Source organism: Pseudonocardia parietis, from assembly GCF_017876315.1.
In the GTDB taxonomy this organism is placed as follows: domain Bacteria; phylum Actinomycetota; class Actinomycetes; order Mycobacteriales; family Pseudonocardiaceae; genus Pseudonocardia; species Pseudonocardia parietis.
In genome coordinates this window covers 5,062,084-5,082,085 of record NZ_JAGINU010000001.1, presented here as the reverse complement: position 1 = coordinate 5,082,085, position 20,002 = coordinate 5,062,084, and the positions used below count along the sequence as shown (strand labels likewise).

Here is a 20,002-nt window from a genome sequence, read left to right as displayed (position 1 = left end):
CCAGGTCGCCCGGCGCGGATGCAACCCCGCTGGTGCGGTGGGCGCTCCGGCTCACCCAGCTCGGGCTGGGCGCACTCGTCGCGCCCGGCCCGATCGGCGGCGAACCGTGCCGGGCCCGGCCGTCGAGGGTTCTGGGTGACCGAGCCCGGGCTGCCGGGCGATCGCCCGGGGTGTCGACCTCGCCCGGCCGGCCGAGTGCCGCCCGGCCGACCGAGTGCCGCCCGGCGGGCGCCGTGAGCTTCCGTTCCCGGCCGGCGCCGTGAGCTTCCGGTTCCTGACCTGCACCGCGGGCCCGGGCCCGGACCACCCGGGTGCCCCGGCAGCCGCCGGGATACCCTGATCGGCGCCTCGCAGCGGGTCGAGCGACGACGCCGTCCGCCCGCGGGGCTCGCAGGTTCCCGCCCGGGAACGACCCACGGACCAGGGGAGACGTGTGTCGCAAGCCCAGCTCGTGTCGCCGGAGACCCGCCCGCTGCGCGCCTGGCAGCGCAGTGCACTCGCCCGCTACCTCGCGACCTCGCCGCAGGATTTCCTCGCGGTCGCGACCCCCGGCGCGGGCAAGACGACGTTCGCCCTGCGGGTCGCCGCGGAGCTGCTGCGCGATCGGGTGATCGACGCGGTGACGGTCGTCACCCCGACCGAACATCTGAAGTACCAGTGGGCCGAGGCCGCCGTTGCCGCCGGGATCGCGATCGACCCGGAGTTCCGCAACTCCGCGGGCGGCACGTCGCGGGACTACCACGGCGTCGCCATCACCTATGCCGGTGTCGCGGCTCACCCGATGCTGCACCGCAACCGCACCGAGAACCGGCGGATGCTGGTGATCCTCGACGAGATCCACCACGCCGGCGACGCGAAGTCCTGGGGCGAGGCCGTCTACGAGGCCTTCGAGCCCGCCACCCGCCGGCTGGCGCTGACCGGTACCCCGTTCCGGTCCGACGACAACCCGATCCCGTTCGTCGAGTACGTCCCGGACGCCGACGGCGCCCCGCGCAGCCGCGCCGACCACCAGTACGGCTACGCCGAGGCACTGGCCGACAACGTCGTCCGGCCGGTCGTGTTCCTGGCCTACTCCGGGACGTCGAACTGGCGGACCAGTGCGGGGGAGGAGATCTCGGCGCGCCTGGGCGAGCCGCTGACCCGCGAGCAGACCGCGATGGCCTGGCGGACCGCGCTCGACCCCGCCGAGGACTGGATCCCCAGCGTGCTGGCCGCTGCCGACAAGCGGCTGCAGAGCCACCGCGACGGCGGCATGCCCGACGCCGGCGGCCTGGTGATCGCCTCCGACCAGACCACCGCGCGGTCCTACGCCGCGATCCTGCGGAAGATCACCGGGGACCAGCCGGCGGTCGTCCTCTCCGACGAGGCCGGCTCCTCGGACCGGATCGCCGAGTTCGCCCGCTCGGAGCAGCGGTGGATGGTCGCGGTGCGGATGGTGTCCGAGGGCGTCGACGTGCCGCGGCTGGCGGTCGGGGTGTACGCGACCTCGGCGTCGACCCCGCTGTACTTCGCCCAGGCCATCGGCCGGTTCGTGCGGTCCCGGCGGCCGGGCGAGACCGCGTCGGTGTTCGTCCCCAGCGTGCCGGTGCTGCTCGGGCTCGCGAGCGAGCTGGAGGCCCAGCGCGACCACGTCCTCGGCAAGCCGCAGCGTCCCGAGGAGGTCTGGGACGACGCCGAGCTGAACGAGGCGAACAAGCAGAAGGACGAGCCCGGCGAGCAGGAGAAGGCGTTCACCTCGCTGGGGGCCGAGGCCGAGCTCGACCAGCTGATCTACGAGGGCGCCACCTACTCCGCCGACGAGGAGGACTACCTCGGTCTGCCCGGGCTGCTGGAGCCCGAGCAGGTGCGGACGCTGCTGTCGAAGCGGCAGGCGGACTGGATCGCGAAGGGGTCACCGCGCACCGGTGCCCAGGCCCGCGCCACCCCGGCGACCGAGCCCACGCCACCGCCGCCGTCCGAGCGGGGTTCGGTGAGCGTCCGCGAGCGGTTGCAGACGCTGCGCAAGGAGCTGAACACGCTGGTCGCGCTGCACAACCACAAGACCCGCAAGCCGCACGGCGCGATCCACAACGATCTGCGCAAGTCCTGCGGAGGCCCGCCGGTCGCGATGGCGACCATCGAGCAGCTCGAGGAGCGGATCGCGACACTGCGGTCCTGGCGCTGACGGCTTCGGGCAGGTCGGCGGGGGCAGGTCCGCGGGGCAGGTCCGCGGGGCAGGCCAGCCGAGCGGGTCAGCCGGGGCGGTCGCGGCCGATGGTCGCCTCGCCCGAAGTCGCCGGCTCGGGGACGGGCTCGTCGCCGTCCCTCGACCGCAGCGCGACCGCCGCGATCACCAGCAGGATGCCGAGCCCTTCCAACGCTCCCGGCATCTGGGCCAGCGCGACGACACCGATCACCGTCGCGGTGACCGGCAGCAGCGCCAGCAGGACGGCGAACCGTGCCTGCCCGACCCGGCGCAGCACCACCTGGTCGAGCACGTAGGGGACGACCGAGGACAGCACTCCCAGCCCGACGGAGAGGGCGAGCACGCCCGGATCGGCGAGCGGTCCGAGGTTCGTCACGCCGAAGACCGTGTCCGACCCGGCCGGCCCGACGAACAGCAGCGGTGACAGTGCGACGGCCGCGACCGTGAACCCGGTCGCCAGGTCGTCGATGCCGCTGCCGGCCCGGGCGACCCGTTTGCCGAGCAGGATGTAGGCCGCCCACATCGCGGCCGCGCCGAGCGCCCAGAGCACGCCCTCCGGGCTCCCGGACCACCGGACGTCGGCGATCAGCAGTACGCCCGCCGCGGCCAGGCCGACCGCCCCGACGTCGCGGAACCGGCGCGAGGCCAGCGCCGCGACCAGCACCGGACCGGTGAACTCGATCGCCACGGCGGTGCCGAGCGGGAGCCGGGCGATCGCCTCGTAGTACGCGACGTTCATCAGGGCCGTCGCGAGGCCGAACAGCCCGGCCCGGACCAGCCGGACGCCGCGCCAGGCGTCGCGGCCCGGGCGGCGCCAGGCGAGCAGGATCAGCGCAGCTCCGATCAGCCGCAGCTCCGCGACCGCGGAGGGGGCCAGCCGGTCGAACAGCCCTACAGCAAGTGCCGCACCGATGTACATCGACGTGCCGCCCGCCAGAAAGAGCAGCGGGGCGGGTATCCGGTCACCCGAGGGCCTGGGACGCACCCGGCCACCGTAGCCGCGACACACCGTGTTCACCGGCAGCGCTTGCACGAGTGGCCGATGTCCCCGCATGATTCACACGCAGTCAACTTCATACGTAATCGGTCACCGCGGGTACAACGCGACGTCACCGGCCCGAACGTTGAACTTCAAACGTGACGGTTGTCGCGACGCACCCCGGGAACACGTGCAGGGGCCTCGAGCGTCTGTTTAAGTGTGGGCGACGCACATGGTGCGGTCGTCACAGTGATACGGCGGAGGGGCCGCCCGAGGCCCGCCGCCGCGACGGAGGGAGACCGCTATGCAGCCCGAAACGCTGACCCGGCCCGAACTGACCCTCGCCGACCGCTGTGACCGTTGCGGTGCGGCGGCCAAGGTGCGCGCGATCCTGCCCTCCGGTGGGGAGCTCCTCTTCTGCAACCACCACGGTCGTGCTCACGCCGACAAGCTGCGTGAGTCGGGCGTGGAGGTCCAGAACGGCGAGTGAGGCCCGTACAGACCTGACGGACGGGGCGGGGATCCATCCAGGGTCCCCGCCCCGTCCGTGTCCGGGCCCGAGAAGTTCAGGCCCGAAAGTTCAGGCCCCGAACGGTTCAGGCCCGGAGAAGTTCAGGCCCGGACGAGCCCGGTGACCGCGTTCCCGTTGCGTCGCCCGGTCCGGGCGGGCAGCGGGGCGACCGACGGCCGCGGGTCGGCAGGCAGCGGCGTGTTGCCCAGGACGAGATCGGCGGCCCGCTCGGCGACCATGAGGACCGGCCCGTAGGTGTTGGAGTTCGGCACGTCCGGGAAGACCGACGCGTCGACCACCCGCACGCCGTCGAGCCCGTGCACCCGCATCGAGGCCGGGTCGACGACGCTGCCCTCGTCGGTACCCATCCGGGCCGTGCTCGTCGGGTGCAGCCCGTTCTGGGCGCGCCGGGAGACCCAGTCGAGCACCTGCTCCGGGGAACGGACCCACGGGCCCGGGAACGTCTCGCCGCCGTCCAGCCCGGCGAACGCGGGCTGGGCGAGCACGTCCCGCGCGATCTCCACCGCCTCCACCCAGCGCCGGCGGTCGGCGGGGCTGCCCAGATAGTTCATCCGCAGCGCGGGCGGCACCGACATGTCACGCGACGTGGCCCGCACGGTGCCGCGGGCGTCGGCCGCCATCACGCTGACGTGCATCTCGAAGCCGTGCCCGGCCGGCCGCACGTCCGGCGCGAACCGCATCGCCACCGGCGCGAACAACATCATGACGTCCGGGATCCCGCCGCCCTGCGAGGTCGAGGCGAACCCGCCGATCTCGAAGTGGTTGCTGGCGCCGATCCCGGTACCCGACACGAGCCAGCGGGCCGCGGCGGCGGGCAGCTTGTGGACCCGCCGGTGGGTGGACAGCGAGACCGGCCGCACGCAGGAGTGCTGCAGGTGGATCGCGAGATGGTCCTGCAGGTTCGCCCCGACCCCGGGGAGCGCGGCGCGGACCTCGGCCCCGATCGACGTCAGGTGTGCGGGATCGCCGATCCCGGAGACCTGCAGCAGCTGCGGGGTCGCGATCGCGCCGGCGCAGAGGATCGTCTCGTCGGCGTCCACGTCGTGCGTGAGACCGTCCGCGGTGCGGAACCGGACCCCGATCACCCGCGTGCCGCGGGCGTCGAAACGCAACGTCCGCACGGCCGCACCGGTCCGGATCTGCAGGTTCGGCCGGGACGCCGAGACGGGGTAGAGGTAGGCGTCGGTGGAGGAGTAGCGGCGGCCGCGGAAGATGGTCCGCTCGGTACGGGAGAAGCCCTCCTGCAGGGGCCCGTTGACGTTCTCGACCACGGCGTGCCCGGCCTGGCGGGCCGCGATGAGGAAGGCGTCGTTCAGCGGCCCGGTGGCCGGGGCGCGCTCCAGGATCTGCGGACCGGTGCGGTCGGCGTCGAGGGCGATGCGGTGCTCGGACAGCCGCCGTTCCAGGCGCCGGAAGTAGGGCAGGCAGTGCGCGGAGCTCCACTGGGCCGCGCCGGCGCCGGTGGCCCAGCGGTCGTAGTCGCCGGGGTGGCCGCGCTGGTAGACCATGCCGTTGATGCTGCTGCTCCCGCCGAGCACCTTCCCCCGCGGGACGGCGAGCCGGCGGCCGTCGAGGCCCTCCTCCGGCTCGGTGGTGTAGCACCAGTCGTAGCGCGGGTTGCCCCAGGCGCGCGACAGCGCGGCGGGCATCCGGATCACCGGGTCCCAGCGGTGGTCCGGCCGGCCCGCCTCCAGTACCAGGACGCGGCGGGCCGGATCCTCGCTGAGCCGGTTCGCCAGCACGGCACCGGCCGAGCCACCACCGACGATGACCACGTCGTACCGCACCATGTACCCGTGCCTCCCGTGTCGCGATCCGCTGCCGCGAACGACCCGTCCGAGGGCGCAACCCCCCTTGCGTTCGCTGAGGGTACGCGTGCTCCCCGAACGGGGGACCACGGACCCGTAGGCTCGGCGGCGTGACGACGGCGGAGGAGGGCATCGCAGTGGCGGGTGCGAGCGGTGGGCCCGACGACGCCGACCGAGCACTGGCGGCGCTGAGCGCCCAGCTGGAGGCGTCGATCGCGGATCTGGAGTCCGCCCGGGAACGGGTGCGGGAGCTGCAGGAGCTGCGCGCCGAGGGCACGAGCTGGCGGCAGATCGTGCCGCGGGAGAAGCGGCCGCTGATCGTGGAGAGCGTGACCCGCGCCCTGGACGGGCTCGGCGCCGTCGGCGGGCGCTTCCGCCGGGAGGAGGCGGTGGCGCTGCACGACGAGGGGGAGTCGATCGCCGGGATCGGCCGCCTGTTCGGGGTCAGTCGGCAGCGGGTGTCGGCCTACCTGCAGGAACACGTCCAGGTGCAGGCGGCACGCGCGGCCGAGCAGAGCGCCGACGCGGGCGCCGGGCCGCCGGGTCACTGAGCCGGCGACGCCGCCGGAGCGGTGCGTGGGCGGCCGGTGCGCCGGCGATATCGCGCGTCAGTCGTCGCGGCGGTGCCGGGCGCGCCGCTGCAACGGGATCCGAGGGGCCGCGTGCGTCGCACCCGATTGCCGGGCGGCGGGGACGAGGGCGGTCCGGTCCGTGGGTCGCGGCCCGGTGCCCGGCCCGGGACGGAGAGGGCCGCCGACGGGGTCGCGCGGTGCGGGTAGCCGGGGTACGGGAGCAGGGGCGGACGGCGCCGACGCGGCCCGCTCGGCCTCCCGCTCGAGCCGGGCCAGCTCGCGGACGTCGGCGATCCGGGCCGCCATCGCGGTCACCAGTGGCTGCAGTGCGACGGCGAGCCGGTCGGTCAGCTCGTCCCCGGGCCTGCCCCGGGCCAGCAGCTGCAGCACCCCGGCCGTGCGCCCGGCGACCGGCACCGGGACGGTGAGCGACCGCACCAGCCCGAAGTCCGCCGCGGCTGCGGCGAGCTCGGGTGGACCGGAGCGGGTGAGGTCGGGCGTGAGCAGGACGCGTTCGCCCCGCTCGGCGCTCGGACCGGGGCCCGCGTCGGCGTTCCGCTGAAGATCACCGAGCCGGGTCGCCGCGGTGTCCGAACCGAACACGCGTCGCGCCTCCGGGTCCCGTGGATCGGCCGGCTCGCGCAGGAGCAGCGCGGCCCCCGCGACGCCGGCGGCGGGCACGAGCGCCACGCAGAGCCCGGACAGCATCGCGGCGACGTCGACGTGGGCGACCGAGGTCGCCCCGGCCTGCAGCGCCACCCGCACCAGCGCGGGGGAGGGATCGGGCGAGGGCCGCCCGGGGGCGCCGGAGATCCAGGGGGAGGCCGCCATCTCGTCCCTTCCACGCCGCGCCGGTACCCGTGTCCGGGTACGGGGCTCGATCACGCAGCGTCGTCGTATCGCATCGGAGGATAATGCTCGGCGTCCGGATCGGTGGCACCGGCTCGCGTACCTCTACCAGGTAACCACGTTCGGTGACGAGCCTGTGCGCCAGATGACGGTGGTGGCCGGTGGTCGGGGACCGCCCGCCCGCGTAGGCTGATCGGCGTACCGCGGGAGCCCACGTTCCGAGGCTGAGAGGGCGGCAGGACCGGCCGTCGACCGTTCGAACCTGATCCGGTTGACACCGGCGTAGGGAGGCCTCTCTCGTGCTGTCACGTGCCCGCCCCGTCGTCCTGCTCGTCGCGCTGCTGTTGGTGGTGTCCGCATGCGCGGCCGCCGGGCAGACCGGCGCCGACCGGCCGATCCGGGTCGCGCTGGACTGGACGCCCAACACCAACCACCTGGGGCTGTACGCCGCCCAGCAGGCCGGGTACTTCCGCGAGGCGGGCCTGGACGTCGAGTTCCTGCCCTACAACGCGACCTCGCCGGACACCCTGGTCGGCGCCGGCGCCGCCGACTTCGGGATCAGCTTCCAGGACTCGTTCACCTACTCGAAGGCCGCCGGTGCCGACATCACCTCGGTGATGGCGATCCTGCAGCACTGGGCGAGCGCGATCGCCGTGCGCGCCGACCGGACCGACATCCGGAGCCCGCGCGACCTGGACGGCAAGATCTACGCCGGGTTCGGCGGGCCGGGCGAGGTCCCGAAGATGCAGGCCGTGATCCGGGCCGACGGCGGCCGCGGCGAGTTCCGCACCGAGGTCCTCGACACCGCGGCCTACGAGGCGCTCTACGCGGGCCGGGCCGACTTCACGGAGCCCTTCCTCAACGTCGAGGGCATCGAGGCGACGCTGCGCAACGAGCCGCTGAAGACCTTCCGCTACACCGACTACGGCTTCCCGGACGCCTACAACGTGCTGCTCGCCGGCAACTCGACCTGGCTGCGGGAGAACCCGGACCGGGCGCGCGCGTTCGTGCAGGCCGTCCAGCGCGGGTACGCCCTCGCCGCCGAGAAGCCGGCCGAGGCGGCGCGGATGCTCAAAGAGGCGAACCCGGCTGCGTTCACCTCAGACGCGCTGGTCGACCAGGGTGCGCAGATGCTCGCCCGGGACTTCCTGCGTGACGAGCAGGGCCGCATCGGGTACCAGAGTGCGCAGCGCTGGGAGGGGTTCTCCGGCTTCCTCTACGACACCGGCACCGTGGCCGGGCCGGACGGCGCGCCGGTGACCGGCAAGCCGGACTTCTCGACCTGGTTCACCAACGACTTCCTGGCGCCGTGACCCGCCGCCTCGCGCCGGCCGTCCTGGTGGTCGCGGCGCTGCTGGTGGCCTGGCAGGTCGCGGTGACGCTGACCGGCGCCCGGCCGCAGGTGCTGCCGTCGCCGCTGCGGGTCCTCGAACAGGGCTGGGCGTTCCGCTCGGCGCTGTGGGAGAACGCGCTGCCGACGATCCAGGTGACGGTGATCGGCTTCGCGGTGTCGCTGACCGTGGCCTGGGGGATCGCGATCGCGGTGGACTTCTCGCCGTGGCTGCGGCGCGCGGTGACGCCGTTGCTGGTCGCGTCGCAGACGCTGCCGGTGGTGGCGATCGCGCCGCTGCTGATCATCTGGTTCGGGTTCGGCCTGCTGCCGAAGGTGCTGGTCATCGCGCTGGTGACGTTCTTCCCGGTCACCGTCGGACTGATCGAGGGCTTCGCCGCGACCGACCGGTCGGCGACCGCGCTGCTGCGCAGCATGGGCGCCTCGCGGTGGCAGCGGTTCCGCTACGTCCGGCTGCCGGGGGCGCTGCCGTCGTTCTTCACCTCGCTGCGGATCGCGATCACCTACGCGGTGACGGGTGCGATCTTCGCCGAGTACGTCGGAGCCCGGGCCGGGCTGGGGATCTTCATGCAGCTGCAGAAGAACCAGTTCCGTACCGATCTCGTGCTCGCCGCGGTGGGCGTGACGGCGGTGCTGTCGGTCGCGCTGTTCGGGCTGACCTTCCTGGTGCAACGCCTGGTGACGCCCTGGTACCGAGGTGATCGGCGATGAAGGTGGCGGTGCGGGACCTGTCGGTGTCCTACGGGGCGTTGCCGGTGCTCGACGACCTGAGCCTCGGCGTCGCGCCGGGGGAGTTCGTGTCGATCGTCGGGCCGTCCGGGTGCGGCAAGTCGACGCTGTTCGGCGCGCTCGCCGGGATCCTCGACGGGGCGGATGTCTCCGGCACGGTCGAGGTCGACGGCGGCCCGGTCCGCGGCGCCCCGTTCGGGCTGATGCCCCAGCAGGACCTGCTGTTCCCCTGGCGGACGGTGCTCGACAACACCACACTCGGGCTGGAGGTCGCCGGGGCGTCCCGGCGGGAGGCGCGCGAGCGTGCGCGGGCGCTGTTCGAGCCGTTCGGCCTGGCCGGGTTCGAGCAGTCCCGTCCCGACGAGCTGTCCGGCGGGATGCGACAGCGGGCGGCCCTACTGCGCACGGTCGTCGGCGGGCGGCAGGTGCTGCTGCTCGACGAGCCCTTCGGCGCGCTCGACGCGCTCACCCGTACCGGGATGCAGGAGTGGCTGGAGTCGGTGCGCCAACGCTACGGGTGGACGATCCTGCTGATCACGCACGACGTCCGGGAGGCCGCCTTCCTGTCCGACCGGGTGCTGGTGCTCTCGCCGCGCCCGGCCACGGTGCGGCGGGAGATCACGGTCGATCTGCCCCGGCCGCGCACCCGCGCGGTCCTCACCGATCCACGCCTGGCCGCCGTCGAGACGGAGCTGCTGGACACCCTGCGCGCGCCCTCGGCGGAGTCCTCGGTGGACGGGATCACGGATGGATCAGGCGACGGCGGGTACCCGGGTCGCGCACCGTCCGCACGACGAAAGGGTTCCTCGTGACCGACACTCCGGCCGTCGCCGCCCGCGGGACGGCGTCCTGACGTGGCGACCTTCCTGATCAGCCCGCCCGGGGTCTACCGGCCGCAGTCCGACACCGAGCTGCTGTCCCGGGCCCTCACCCGCTCCGGTCTCGCCCGCGGGCGAGACGTGCTCGATCTCGGTACCGGCACCGGCAGTGCGGCGCTCGCCGCGGCCCGGGCCGGTGCGGCGTCGGTGACCGCGGTCGACGTGTCCCGGCGGGCGGTGCAGGCCGCCCGGCTCAACGCGCGGCTGCACCGGACCCGGCTGCGGGTGCACCGCGGTGACCTGTTCGCCCCGGTGCACGGGCGCCGGTTCGGCCTGCTCACGGCGAACCCGCCGTACGTGCCGTCGTCGACCGACCGGCTGCCCCGCCGTGGCATGGGCCGCTGCTGGGACGGCGGCCGTGACGGGCGCCTGGTGATCGACCGGATCTGCGACGGCGCCGCCGACCATCTGGTGCCGGACGGGGCGCTGGTGCTGGTGCACAGCGCCGTCTGCGGGGCGCAGCGCACGCTCGACCGGCTCGCCGGCCGGGGCATGACGGCCCGCGTCGCCGACCGGGTCCGGATCCCGCTGGGGCCGGTCATGCGGGCCCGCGCCGCGTTGCACGAGGCGCGCGGATTGGCCGAGCGCGGCGCCGTCGAGGAGGAGCTGGTCGTGATCGAGGCCGTCCGTGCCTGCTGAGCCGGCCCGGCCGACCCGGGTGACACTGACCGACGACGGCCCGGTCCTGGTGCACGGCCCGGTGGAGATCGAGCTGGCCGACGGGCGCCGGGTCCGGTCCGACCGCCCGGTCACCGCTCTGTGCACGTGCCGGCGCACCCGGCGCCCGCCCTTCTGCGACACCAGCCACCGCACCCGGGTCCGAGAGGAGCAAGGATCGTGACCACCCTGTCGAGCGCCGCCCTGGCTGTCCGGACCGGGCTCGCGCCGCTGCCCGCCGCGCGGGGCCCGCTGTCGGAGGCCGTGCTCGCCGTGCTGCACGGCTCGGCGGTGGCGCAGCTGCCCGATCCCGCCGCGGCGGATCCGTACGGCGACGACCTGCAGCTGGCCCTGCACTGCTGCTACGAGCTGCACTACCGCGGCTTTGCCGGTGTCGACGACGACCTCGAGTGGGACCTGCGCCTGCTCGCACTGCGCACCGAGCTCGAGGAACGCTTCCTGGCCGCACTGCGCACCGACGTCGAACCCGGTGACGACGTGGCAGCCGCGGTCGACGCCCTGCTGGTCGAGCCGGTCGGGGCCGGAGCGGAGACCGGCGTCTCGCACCACCTGCACCGGCGCGGTGAGCTGTGGCAGCTGCGCGAGTACGTCGCGCACCGGTCGATCTACCACCTCAAGGAGGCCGACCCGCAGGCGTGGGTGATCCCGCGGCTGCCGCCCGCGGCGAAGGCCGCGCTGGTCACCGTCGAGCACGACGAGTACGGCGGGGGCGACCCGGCCCGCATGCACGCGACCCTGTTCGCCGACATGATGGCCGAGCTCGGCCTGCACACCGGCTACGGCCACTACGTCGACGCGGTCCCCGGCGCCACCCTCGCCGAGGTCAACTTCATGTCGCTGTGCGGGTTGCGGCGCAGCCTGCGTGGCGCCCTGGTCGGGCAGTTCGCGCTGGTCGAGCTGACGTCGTCGCCCGGATCGGAGCGGCTGGTGCGCGCCATGCGCCGGCTCGGCTGCGGGCCCGCGGCGATCCGGTTCTACGACGAGCACGTCGAGGCCGACGCGGTGCACGAGCAGATCGTCCGCCGCGGGGTGCTGGCCCCGCTGCTCGCCGAGGAGCCCGCGCTCGCCGCCGACGTCGTGTTCGGCATCCGGGCCGCCGGGTTCCTCGGCGGCCGGCTCGACGCCCTGCTCCTGGACCGGTGGGCCGCGGGACGCACCGCGCTGCGCCACCCGCTGCCGGACGGGTCCGGCCGGTGACCGCCGCCGACGTCGTCGAGCTCGAGTCCGGCGCGGCGTTCTTCGACGACGCCGACGGGCTGCGCGCCTGCCTCACCGAACCGGTCCCGCGGATCCCGCCGTGGTTCGGCTACGACGCGCGCGGCTCGGAGCTGTTCGAGCAGATCACCGAGCTGCCCACCTACTACCTGACCCGTGTCGAGTGGGAGCTGCTGCGGCGCCACGGCGACGACATCGCCGGGCAGCTGGGCTGCAGCCGCGTCGCCGAGCTCGGGTCGGGCAGCGCGAAGAAGACCCGGCTGCTGCTCGAGGCGTGTGCGCGTCGCCGCCGGACCACCTACCTTCCGGTCGACGTCAGCCGGGAGATGCTGGAGCACAGCGCCGACCGGTTCGACACGATCCCCGGGCTGACCGTCACCGGGTTGTGGGGCCGCTACGAGGCCGGGCTCGACCGGCTGCGCGACGACGGCGGCCCGCCGCTCGCCGTCCTGTTCCTCGGCGCCAACATCGGCAACACCACCGCCGCGGAACGGGAGGCGTTGCTCGCCCGGATCGCCGCGACCCTGCGGCCCGGCGACGCGTTCCTCGTCTCGGCCGACCTGATCAAACCGGCGCCGGTGTTCGAGACCTGCTACAACGACCCGCCGGGGCACACGGCGTTCGCCGACTTCCGCCTCAACCACCTGGGTCATCTGGCCCGCCGCTTCGGCGGGCAGGTGGATCTCGCGGACTTCATGCCGGTGGCGCACTACGACACCCGCGCCGAGGTCGTCGAGGGACGGCTGTGGGCCCGCAGCGACCAGCGGGTCGCGCTGCCCGGTCTGGATCTGGACCTCGAGGTGCCCCGCGGCGACGGGATCAACGTCGGCTTCTCCGCCAAGTTCGATCCCGACCGGTTCTGCGCGGACGTCGCGGTGCACGGTCCGCGGTTGCAGGCGCAGTGGGTCGATCCCGAGCACCGCTACGGGATCTTCCTGTTCCGCCGCTGAGCCGCATCAGACCAGCAGCGGCGCGAGCCCGGGCAGCGCGCGCACGGTGAACGTCGGCGCGTCCAGGTAGGCGGGGTAGGACTCGCCGTCCCGGTCGAGCCAGGCCGTCGACATCCCGATCCGCGCCGCGCCGTGCAGGTCCCACGGGTGCACGGCGATCATGACCGCCTCGGACGCGGTGATCCCGCAGGTCCGCAGTGCGTACTCGTAGGCGGCGGGGGCGGGCTTCCAGATCCCGGCATCCTCGACCGAGAGGACGTGGTCGAACTGCGCGCGCAGGCCGTGGTCGCCGAGGAGCTTCTCGGCGACACCGCTCGCGCCGTTGGACAGCGTCACCAGCCGCAGCCCGGCGGCACGCAGGGCCGCGACGCCGTCGTGGACGTCGGGGTGCACGGGCAGCTCGAGGAACCCTTCCAGGACCTCCCGGGCGCGGGCGTCGGCCCAGCGCACGCCGTGCCGGCGCAGCAGCCGGGCCGCGGTCTGGGCGCCGATCTCGGAGAAGGTCCGCAGCTCGCCGCCCGCGGCCAGGGCGATGCCCTCGCGCAGCGTGCTCGTGAACCAGTACGACGCGGCCCACTCGGGTGCGCCGAGGTCGGTGAACCTCTTCGTCAGGGGGGACAGGTCGGAGAGCGTCTCGTTGACGTCGAACACCGCGGTCGTGATCGTCATCCGCCTACCCTGGCGGTCGTGACCGATCCGCGCACCCCCGCCGGCCGCACGGTCCTGGTTCTCGGTGGCACGACCGAGGGACGGGCCGCGGCCGCAGCACTGTCGGCGCAGGCCGGGATCCGGGTGGTGTCGTCGCTGGCCGGGGCGGTGCGCAGCCCCCGGCTCCCGGACGGCGAGGTCCGGATCGGCGGCTTCGGCGGTGCCGACGGGCTCGCGGGCTACCTGCGCGCGGAAGGCGTGACCGCGGTGCTCGACGCCACGCACCCGTTCGCCGCCGGGATGACGGCGAACGCCGCGGCCGCCTGCGCCGCGACCGGGATCCCGCTGGTGGTGCTGCGCCGTCCGGGATGGACGCCCGGGCCGGGGGACCGCTGGCACCGGGTCGCCTCCGTCGCCGACGCCGCGACCGCGCTGGGGCCGCTGCTGCCCGGCCCCGACGGCCGGGTCCTGCTGACCACCGGCCGCGGCGGGCTGGCGGCCTTCGCGGGCGTCGACGCCCGGTTCGTCGTGCGCGCCGTCGACCCGCCGCCCCCGCCGCTGCCGGCCCGGCACACCCTGCTGCTCGCCAGGGGCCCGTTCGACCTGGCCGCCGAGCGCGACCTGTTCGCCGAGATCGATCCGCACGTGCTGGTCACCAAGGACTCCGGCGGGGACGCGACCGCGCCGAAGCTGACGGTGGCCCGGGAGCGCGGGATCCCGGTCGTCGTGGTGGATCGGCCGCCGCTGCCCCGGGGGGTGACCGGCGTGGGGACCGTCGCCGACGCGGTGGCGGCGCTGGGCCTGTGAGCTCGGCAGCGGGGAACCGTCAGCGCGGGTGCGACACATACGCCGCCCACCGCGACCGGAGGTTCCCTACGCGCGCGCCTCCGCGATCCGCCGGTCCGTGGCCGGGTCGAACACCGGCCGGATCTCCACCGGCGCCTGGTCGTCGCGGTCGTCGAGCGCGAGGTAGTCCCGCACCATCACCTCGGCCCCGGTCAGGGACCGAGCCTGCGTGACACCGACCTCGGCGCCCTGGTCGTCGGCGATGTGGAGTTCCCACCCGCGCTCCCACCGGTGCGCGGTCACGACGTAGGTCACTGCAACCACCCTTCCGGCAGGCACTCCATGCGCCGGCCGATGCTGCGAACGACACCGGGCGAGACCACCCGATGTCGAGGCACTGGCGTGGTGTGGGCGCCACCCAGGGAGGATATTCGCTACGGGTGGCACTGCCCGAACCGGTCACGGTCGCCGGCCTTCCACCGCCGGATCGTGTCTCGCATCCCTCGGGCGAAACCTCCCCGGCTCGAACCGGTTCAGCTCCCGCACCCGGTCACGCGCAGCCCCACGGTGCTCCTCCCGGAACCGCTTCCCGACCCGGTTGCAGGAGCTTGCGGTGCCGGCGCGGGTCAGTCGAGGGCGCGTTCCATGACGACCAGACCGGTCGGGTGGCGGGCGCCGTCGCACGGTGCCTCGAGCACCCGGAACCCGGTCTTCGCGTAGAACGCGAGCGCCCGGGCGTTGCCCGGCTCCACCTTGAGCCGCAGCGCCCGGGACCCGTGCCGGCGGGCCACCGCCAGCACGGCGTCGACGAGCTCACCGGCCAGGCCGCTCCCGCGCACGTCCGGGCGCACCCACATGCCGTAGAGCAGGCTGTCGGGACCGTCCGGCCGCCAGCAGACGGTGCCGGCCGGGGCGTCGTCGACGAACGCGCCGAACCGCGCGTGGCCGGCCAGCACGGTGCGCCAGGCTGCCTCCTCGAGCGCCGCCTGCTCGCGGAAGAACTGGCTGCGCTCCCCGAACGCGTCCCGGATGGCCGCCAGCCGCACCGTCCGGGCGGCCTCCCAGTCGTCGGGTCCGAAGTGGTGCACGGTCCTCACCGCGGTGACGCTACTGCGGGATCAGCCGGTCGTCGTCCCCTCGCCGTAGTGGCGGGGGGTGAAGACGATCGGCCCACCGCCGCGCTCGACCACCCGGGTGGTCGACGATCCGACGATCACCAGCGTCCGCATGTCCACCAGCTCCGGGTCCAGCTCTCCGAGCGTGGTGACGGTGATCCGCTGACCGGACCCGCCGACGTCGCGGCCCAGCACGACCGGGGTGCCGGGGGCGCGGTGTTCCAGCAGGACGTCGCGGGCCGCGCCGACCTGCCAGGGGCGGGCCTTCGAGCGCGGGTTGTAGATCGCGATCGCCAGGTCGGCCGCCGCGGCGGCGCGCAGCCGGCCGGCGACGACGTCCCACGGCTTCAGCCGGTCCGACAGCGAGATCATCGCGTGGTCGTGGCCCAGCGGAGCGCCGACCGCGGCCGACACCGCCTGCGCCGCCGACAGCCCGGGCAGCACGCGGACCGGCACGTCGCGGTACTTCGGCCCGGCGGCCACCTCCAGCACCGCGGTGGCCATCGCGAAGATCCCCGGGTCCCCGGCGGAGACGACGGCGACCCGCCGCCCGGCCGCGGCCAGGTCCAGCGCGTGGGCGGCCCGATCGGCCTCCACCCGGTTGTCCGACGGGTGCCGGGTCTGGCGCGGGTTCGGCGGCACCCGGTCCAGGTAGGGGCCGTACCCGACCAGATCGTCGGACCCGGCGAGTGCCGCGGCGACCTGCGGCGTCAGCCAGTCCCGCCCGGCGGGCCCGGTCCCGACCACGACCACCTCGCCCGGTCCGTGCCCCGGCGCGGGCTCCGCCTGCGGGAACCGGTGGTCGTCGTTCTCCTGGTCGGGGACCGAGGCCGCGACCTCGCCGGGGACCAGCGCGATCGCGAAGTACGGGACCCCGCCCGGATCCACATCGGACAGGGCGCCGGTGCGCTGGCCGTCCATGGTGGCCCGCTCGACGTAGCGGGCCCGGCCGAGCTTCCCGGCGTCGGCCAGCGCGTCGCGGACGTTGCCGAACGTCCGCCCGAGCTTCATGACGGCTGCCGAGTCGGTGTCGGCGAGCCGGCGGGCCAGCTCGTCGGGGGGCAGCGTGCCGGGCAGCACGGTGAGCACCTCGTCGCGTTCGACCAGCGGCTGGCCGAGGGCCGCGGCGGCCCCGCTGATCGACGTGACACCGGGGACGACCTCGGTGCGGTAGCGCCCGGCCAGGCGCTTGTGCATGTGCATGTAGGAGCCGTAGAAGAGCGGGTCGCCCTCGGCGAGCAGGACGACGTCGCGTCCGGCGTCCAGGTGGGCGGCGAGCCGGCCGGCGGCCTCGGTGTAGAACTCGTCGATCGCGCCCTGGTAGCCGCCGGGGTGGTCGGTGGTCTCGGTGGTGAGAGGGTAGACCAGGGCCTCCTCGACCGCGGTCCCCGACAGGTGCGGCTCGGCGATCCGGCGCGCGATGGAGCGGCCGTGCCGGGCGGAGTGGTAGGCGATCACGTCGGCGTCGCGGACCAGCCGGGCCGCCTTGATCGTGGTCAGCTCGGGGTCGCCGGGGCCCAGGCCGACGCCGTAGAGGGTGCCGGTGCTGTCCGGCCCCTGGGCGGGACGACGTACGTCGGGGTTCACGCGATGATCTCCTGCTCGTGGGCCAGCGCGTTGAGCGCGGCCGCGGTGATCGCCGAACCGCCGCGGCGGCCGTGTACGACGAGGTACTCCAGGTCGGTGCGCGCGGCGAGGGCCTGCTTGGACTCGACGGCTCCGACGAACCCGACCGGGATCCCCAGGATCGCCGCGGGGCGCGGCGCACCGCGGTCGATGAGGTCGAGTACGTGGAACAGCGCCGTCGGGGCGTTGCCGATCGTGATCACCGCACCCTCGAACCGGTCGGTGAGCAGCTCGAACGCCGCCGCGGAGCGGGTGTTGCCGATCTCCGTCGCGAGCTCCGGGACGCGCGGGTCGCGCAGCAGGCAGAGCACCTCGTTGTAGGCGGGCAGCCGGGCCGCGGTGACTCCGGAGGCGACCATCATCGCGTCGCAGAGGATCGGCGCGCCCGCCTTCAGCGCCCGCCGCACGCTGTCGACGAGGTGCTCGGACGCCCCGATGTCGGTGGGGAGGTCGACCTGTCCGCAGGCGTGGATCATCCGGACGGCGACGTCGGCCATCCCGGGCGGCATCCCGGACAGGTCGGCTTCGGCGCGGATCGTCGCGAACGAGCGCCGGTAGATCTCGGCGCCGTCGGTGATGTAGTCGTGGCCGCTCAGCGGTGGCTCCTCGGTCGGTCCTGCGGGGGTGCGGTCGGGCGGGGCTGTGGTGTCGGCGGGCGCGGCGTGGCCTGGTGCGGCCGGGACGCCCGGTGCGGCGTGCGCTGCGTCGCCCGGTGCGATGGCACTCGGGGGTGCGGTCGTATTCGGGGGTGCGGCGGCTCGGCGCAGGGGCCCCGGTGGGCTCGTGCCGTCGATCTCGTAGGTCAGCGGCCCGGTGGCGACGGCGTCGGTGTGCGGGGTGTGCGGGGCGCCGCAGCGCCGGGCGCACCCGGCGACGTGCACGGGCCCGGTGGGGTCGAGCCGGATCAGCTCGCGAGCGTCGCCGCGGACGTCGGCGAGGGACTTGGCGCAGCCCGGCTCGCCCGCGCAGGCACTGACCCGCAGCGCCGGGTGCCCCGGATCGACGATCAGACCCGCCGCACGGAGCCGATCGATCGCGCCGGCCACCGGCGTGGGGAGGACGAGCGTCCGCCACGGCGTGACGAGCACCTCCGGCGCGACATCGGAGAGCAGCTCGATGTGCGACGCGGACAGCTCTCCGAGCACCACCCCCACCCCCACACTGCCGCCACCGACCTCCCCGACGACGGACGTGTCGTCGAGAGTCACGTGGTTGCTCCCGGGCGAACCATGACGTGACTCTCGGCGGGGTGGGTGCGGTGGCGACGTCGAGTCGAGGTGGGCGCGAGTTCGCGACTCGGCATCGAGGTGCACGGTGCCGCCCTCTGGGGGGCGGGAGTGTGTTCCTCGGGCCGGCGCCTCGCGTAGGAGCGCTCGGGCGATGCGGGAGGGGGCGTCGGGGAGCTCGGTGGCGCGCCAGGCGCGGGCCTCGGGATCGTCGGTGTGTTCGGCGCGCAGGTCGAGGAACACCTCAGCTGCGTCCAGGAGCAGCTCGGGCGCCTCGGCGGGCCCGCACCGCAGGCCGGTACGGGTGCCGGCGACGAGGAGGTCACCGTCGTCCGGGGTGCTCGCCCGCCAGCACAGGTCGGGACGCTCCCCGGCGACGTCGCCGCGGCCGTCGTCGATCGCGATCAGGAACCGGCCGGGCAGCGCCGCGAGCCCCGGGCGGGCGCACAGACCGCGGTCCAGGGCGGCGGCGAGCCCCCGGACGTCGGCGCATCCGCCGGCGATCCCGGACAACGGGGAGGCCAGGACGTTGCGGACCCGCTCGTGTGTGACCGAGGGCAACAGCCCCGCCTCGGTGAGGCGCTGCACCGGGCGCGGGTCGGCCGGGTCGAGGCCCCGCAGCTGCAGGTTGCCGCGGGAGGTGAGGTGCACCGAGCCGTCGCCCGCGTCCCGGGCGAGCGCGGCCACGGCGCGCAGGGCGGACGCGGAGATCATCCCGCCGGGGAGCCGGACCCGGGCCAGCGCACCGTCCGCCGCGAGGTGCGGCGATACGACGCCGGGACAGGCGTCGGTACGGGTGCGGGCGGTCGTCGGCACGCCGCCACTGTAGGCACAGGGAACCGGGGCCGGCCCCGACCGACCGCGGCGGGGTCGGTCACATGGTGCCGGGCAGGTACCGGCGGGCGCCGGAGTACGCGTCGTCGAACCGCACCGGGGTGTGGCGCACCGGAGTCGAGGCGTCGAACGCCTCGATCATCATCCCGTCCCCGGCGTACATCGCGACGTGCGTGGCGGGGGAGTCCCAGAACAGCAGGTCACCGGGCTGCAGCCGGTCCCGCTCGACGGCACGCCCGCCATCGGCCTGGTCGACGGCGTCGCGGCCGATCGTGATCCCGTGCAGCGCGTGCACGAGCCCGGTCAGGCCGGAGCAGTCCGGCGCGAACCCGGACCGGCCACCCCACAGGTAGGGGCGGTCCAGGAACAGCCGCGCCGTGCGCACCAGGTCCGCGCCGGTCGCGGGAGGCGCCTCGCCGACCCGCAGGTGCCGGGCGTCGACCCAGGCGGTACCGCCGTCGGGCAGCGCCAGCTCGACGGACCCGTCGCCACCGGCGAGCACCGGCAGCAGGGTCCCGGCGCTGACCTCGCGCAGCCGGTCGGTGCGGGCCTCGTCGCGGTACAGCCAGGTGGTGGCGACACCGTCGACGGTCCCGGTCGGGAGCGCCGCCGCGAGCCCGGTGAACGCGGCGCCGTCGGTGAGCTGGGCCGAGGGGACCCAGCCGGGGTAGCCGCGGTCGTCCTTGCCGCTGGGCTGGTCGGGCACCGCGATCCGCGTCCAGTCGCCGCGCTGCTCCAGCACCCGGACCGGGGCGCCGTAGAGGACCTGGGTCTGGGTCCGGGACGCCGTCGTCAGCTCTCGGCGGTCGGACGCCGTCATCGACGCCAGCCAGCCCGCCGGGTCGGCGGGGGCACCGAGGGCGTCCCGGTCCCGCTCACGGGCGCTGGTCGGTGTGGTCCACACCGTCGCGACCGAGACGTCGACGATCGCGCGGTCGTCGATCGGGATCTCCGGGGCGGCGTGCGCGGCGGGGACGGTGAGCGCGGTGACCAGCACCGTGCCGAGCAACACGGTGAGGATGCGTCGGGACACGGGGCTCC

Annotated in this window: 20 protein-coding genes, 1 pseudogene and 1 riboswitch; of the genes and pseudogenes, 11 read left to right on the top strand and 10 right to left on the bottom strand. The window is 74.7% G+C overall.

Annotation, left to right across the window (positions count from 1 at the left end; genetic code table 11):
- Positions 1-433 precede the first annotated feature (433 nt).
- A complete protein-coding gene (locus JOF36_RS23830; RefSeq protein WP_210030954.1) occupies positions 434-2,164 on the top strand; it encodes a DEAD/DEAH box helicase in 1,731 nt (576 codons plus the stop codon).
- Positions 2,165-2,231: 67 nt separating this feature from the next.
- Here the strand turns inward: JOF36_RS23830 and JOF36_RS23825 are convergent, their stop codons facing one another.
- Entirely contained in the window at positions 2,232-3,104 is an 873-nt protein-coding gene (locus tag JOF36_RS23825; protein WP_245352474.1) for an EamA family transporter, read from the bottom strand.
- 364 nt (positions 3,105-3,468) lie between these two features.
- Between JOF36_RS23825 and JOF36_RS23820 the strand changes: the two genes are divergently transcribed.
- Positions 3,469-3,654, top strand: coding sequence for a DUF7455 domain-containing protein (locus JOF36_RS23820; protein ID WP_210030951.1), 186 nt, complete (start codon positions 3,469-3,471; stop codon positions 3,652-3,654).
- Between the two features lie 122 nt (positions 3,655-3,776).
- On the opposite strand, the gene JOF36_RS23815 is transcribed toward JOF36_RS23820, so the two are convergent.
- Complete coding sequence (locus JOF36_RS23815) at positions 3,777-5,486, bottom strand: choline dehydrogenase (protein ID WP_210030949.1); 1,710 nt, start codon at positions 5,484-5,486, stop codon at positions 3,777-3,779.
- 128 nt (positions 5,487-5,614) lie between these two features.
- Between JOF36_RS23815 and JOF36_RS23810 the strand changes: the two genes are divergently transcribed.
- Positions 5,615-6,055 (top strand): helix-turn-helix domain-containing protein, encoded by a 441-nt coding sequence (locus JOF36_RS23810; RefSeq protein ID WP_210030947.1) that lies wholly within the window; start codon positions 5,615-5,617, stop codon positions 6,053-6,055.
- A gap of 57 nt (positions 6,056-6,112) precedes the next feature.
- Here JOF36_RS23810 and JOF36_RS23805 read toward each other — a convergent pair whose 3' ends face one another.
- Entirely contained in the window at positions 6,113-6,907 is a 795-nt protein-coding gene (locus tag JOF36_RS23805; protein WP_210030945.1) for a hypothetical protein, read from the bottom strand.
- A gap of 211 nt (positions 6,908-7,118) precedes the next feature.
- A riboswitch (TPP riboswitch) is annotated at positions 7,119-7,231 on the top strand.
- On the opposite strand from JOF36_RS23805, the gene JOF36_RS23800 reads away from it, so the two are divergent.
- From JOF36_RS23800 to JOF36_RS23770, 7 genes are all read left to right on the top strand, one after another.
- Complete coding sequence (locus JOF36_RS23800; protein ID WP_210030944.1) at positions 7,225-8,238, top strand: ABC transporter substrate-binding protein; 1,014 nt, start codon at positions 7,225-7,227, stop codon at positions 8,236-8,238. It overlaps the preceding riboswitch by 7 nt.
- Complete coding sequence (locus JOF36_RS23795) at positions 8,235-8,987, top strand: ABC transporter permease (protein WP_210030939.1); 753 nt, start codon at positions 8,235-8,237, stop codon at positions 8,985-8,987. The genes JOF36_RS23800 and JOF36_RS23795 overlap by 4 nt, the downstream gene beginning before the upstream one ends.
- Positions 8,984-9,817: an ABC transporter ATP-binding protein gene (locus JOF36_RS23790; RefSeq protein WP_210030937.1), complete on the top strand. Its 834-nt coding sequence runs from the start codon at positions 8,984-8,986 to the stop codon at positions 9,815-9,817. The genes JOF36_RS23795 and JOF36_RS23790 overlap by 4 nt, the downstream gene beginning before the upstream one ends.
- Positions 9,818-9,859: 42 nt before the next feature.
- Positions 9,860-10,522, top strand: coding sequence for a HemK2/MTQ2 family protein methyltransferase (locus JOF36_RS23785; RefSeq protein WP_210030935.1), 663 nt, complete (start codon positions 9,860-9,862; stop codon positions 10,520-10,522).
- Entirely contained in the window at positions 10,512-10,724 is a 213-nt protein-coding gene (locus tag JOF36_RS23780) for a CDGSH iron-sulfur domain-containing protein (RefSeq protein WP_307862560.1), read from the top strand. Before JOF36_RS23785 ends, JOF36_RS23780 begins: the two co-directional genes overlap by 11 nt.
- Complete coding sequence (locus JOF36_RS23775) at positions 10,721-11,758, top strand: iron-containing redox enzyme family protein (RefSeq protein ID WP_210030934.1); 1,038 nt, start codon at positions 10,721-10,723, stop codon at positions 11,756-11,758. The genes JOF36_RS23780 and JOF36_RS23775 overlap by 4 nt, the downstream gene beginning before the upstream one ends.
- Positions 11,755-12,726, top strand: coding sequence for an L-histidine N(alpha)-methyltransferase (locus JOF36_RS23770; RefSeq protein ID WP_210030933.1), 972 nt, complete (start codon positions 11,755-11,757; stop codon positions 12,724-12,726). Before JOF36_RS23775 ends, JOF36_RS23770 begins: the two co-directional genes overlap by 4 nt.
- Before the next feature lie 6 nt (positions 12,727-12,732).
- Here the strand turns inward: JOF36_RS23770 and JOF36_RS23765 are convergent, their stop codons facing one another.
- Complete coding sequence (locus JOF36_RS23765) at positions 12,733-13,395, bottom strand: haloacid dehalogenase type II (RefSeq protein ID WP_210030932.1); 663 nt, start codon at positions 13,393-13,395, stop codon at positions 12,733-12,735.
- 18 nt (positions 13,396-13,413) lie between these two features.
- Here JOF36_RS23765 and JOF36_RS23760 point away from each other — a divergent pair, with 18 nt between their 5' ends.
- Positions 13,414-14,181 carry a cobalt-precorrin-6A reductase gene (locus tag JOF36_RS23760; RefSeq protein ID WP_210030928.1) on the top strand — a complete coding sequence of 256 codons (768 nt, stop codon included), beginning with the start codon at positions 13,414-13,416 and terminating at the stop codon, positions 14,179-14,181.
- 66 nt (positions 14,182-14,247) lie between these two features.
- Here the strand turns inward: JOF36_RS23760 and JOF36_RS23755 are convergent, their stop codons facing one another.
- The 6 genes and pseudogenes from JOF36_RS23755 to JOF36_RS23730 form a co-directional block, all read right to left on the bottom strand.
- Positions 14,248-14,475: a hypothetical protein gene (locus JOF36_RS23755; RefSeq protein ID WP_210030927.1), complete on the bottom strand. Its 228-nt coding sequence runs from the start codon at positions 14,473-14,475 to the stop codon at positions 14,248-14,250.
- 311 nt (positions 14,476-14,786) lie between these two features.
- Positions 14,787-15,257 (bottom strand): GNAT family N-acetyltransferase, encoded by a 471-nt coding sequence (locus JOF36_RS23750; protein ID WP_210030926.1) that lies wholly within the window; start codon positions 15,255-15,257, stop codon positions 14,787-14,789.
- Between the two features lie 21 nt (positions 15,258-15,278).
- Positions 15,279-16,862, bottom strand: coding sequence for a precorrin-2 C(20)-methyltransferase (locus tag JOF36_RS23745; RefSeq protein ID WP_210030920.1), 1,584 nt, complete (start codon positions 16,860-16,862; stop codon positions 15,279-15,281).
- The gene (locus tag JOF36_RS23740) at positions 16,859-17,497 is read right to left on the bottom strand and encodes a precorrin-8X methylmutase (protein ID WP_210036190.1); all 639 of its coding nucleotides are present in this window, start codon (positions 17,495-17,497) and stop codon (positions 16,859-16,861) included. The genes JOF36_RS23745 and JOF36_RS23740 overlap by 4 nt, the downstream gene beginning before the upstream one ends.
- A gap of 1,224 nt (positions 17,498-18,721) precedes the next feature.
- Positions 18,722-18,943 (bottom strand): annotated as a pseudogene (locus JOF36_RS41630) (ferredoxin-like domain-containing protein); the annotation flags it as partial.
- Between the two features lie 58 nt (positions 18,944-19,001).
- Positions 19,002-19,994, bottom strand: coding sequence for a C40 family peptidase (locus JOF36_RS23730; protein ID WP_210030918.1), 993 nt, complete (start codon positions 19,992-19,994; stop codon positions 19,002-19,004).
- Between the last annotated feature and the right edge of the window lie 8 nt (positions 19,995-20,002).